The sequence below is a fragment of the Streptomyces sp. NPDC051211 genome (assembly GCF_040689505.1).
Taxonomy (GTDB): domain Bacteria; phylum Actinomycetota; class Actinomycetes; order Streptomycetales; family Streptomycetaceae; genus Streptomyces.
The window spans coordinates 12,388-13,244 of sequence record NZ_JBFBAV010000079.1 but is presented as its reverse complement, the minus strand read 5'-3'; positions in this window follow the sequence as shown (position 1 = coordinate 13,244).

The following is an 857-nucleotide window of genomic DNA, read 5'->3' as shown; positions in this document are numbered from 1 at the left end:
CTCTTCCCCACCCCGCCCCTTCCCGTAACCGGGGCTCCGCCCCGGACCCCGTTCGGGGGCTCCGCCCCCGGACCCCCGCGCCTCAAACGCCGGCGAGGCTGGGTGGCGCTCCAGCCCCGGCGGGGCTGGGTGGGGCTGCGAACCCGGCAAGGCTGAGGATGGCTCCGCCCCCGGCGGGACTGGGTGGGGCTGTGCCCCCGGCGGGGCTGGGAAGGGCTCCGGCCCCACCCAGGGCGGGTGGGGCTCCGATCCCCTCGAAGCGGGGCGCGCCTCCGACCCCGGCCAGGGTGGGTTGGGGCGCGCAAACCCCGGTGGGGCAGAGGTTGGCTCCGACCCCGGGTGGGCAGCGCCCACCTGGATGCGGCTCGGCCATGGGGCGGGCTCCGCCCGAACCCTCCCCCCGGTAGCACCGGGGGGACCTCCGGCCTCGACCGCCATCGGGGCTGGGTGGGTACCGCCCGGCGGGGGTGAGGACGCGTACGTCCCCTGCCGACTCGTTGGCTGCACAGCGGCACCCCCAGCCCCGCCGGCGCTTGAGGCGCAGGGGTCCGGGGGCAGCGCCCCCGACAACGGCGCCGCGCCAGCCGTCCAAGCCGCATGAATCCGCCCCGCCGGGCTCGAGTGCTGCGCAGCCACACTCCCAGCCCCACCGGCGTCCGAGGCGCAGGCATCCGGCGGCAGCACCCCCGACGGGGGCACCTCCCCGGGAGGACAGACAGCAGAGGACGGCCCAAGCGGACCAGAGGACCGCACAGCCGCACCCCCAGCCCCACCGGCGTCCGAGGCGCAGGCATCCGGCGGCAGCACCCCCGACGGGGGCACCTCCCCGGGAGGACAGACAGCAGAGGACGGCCCAA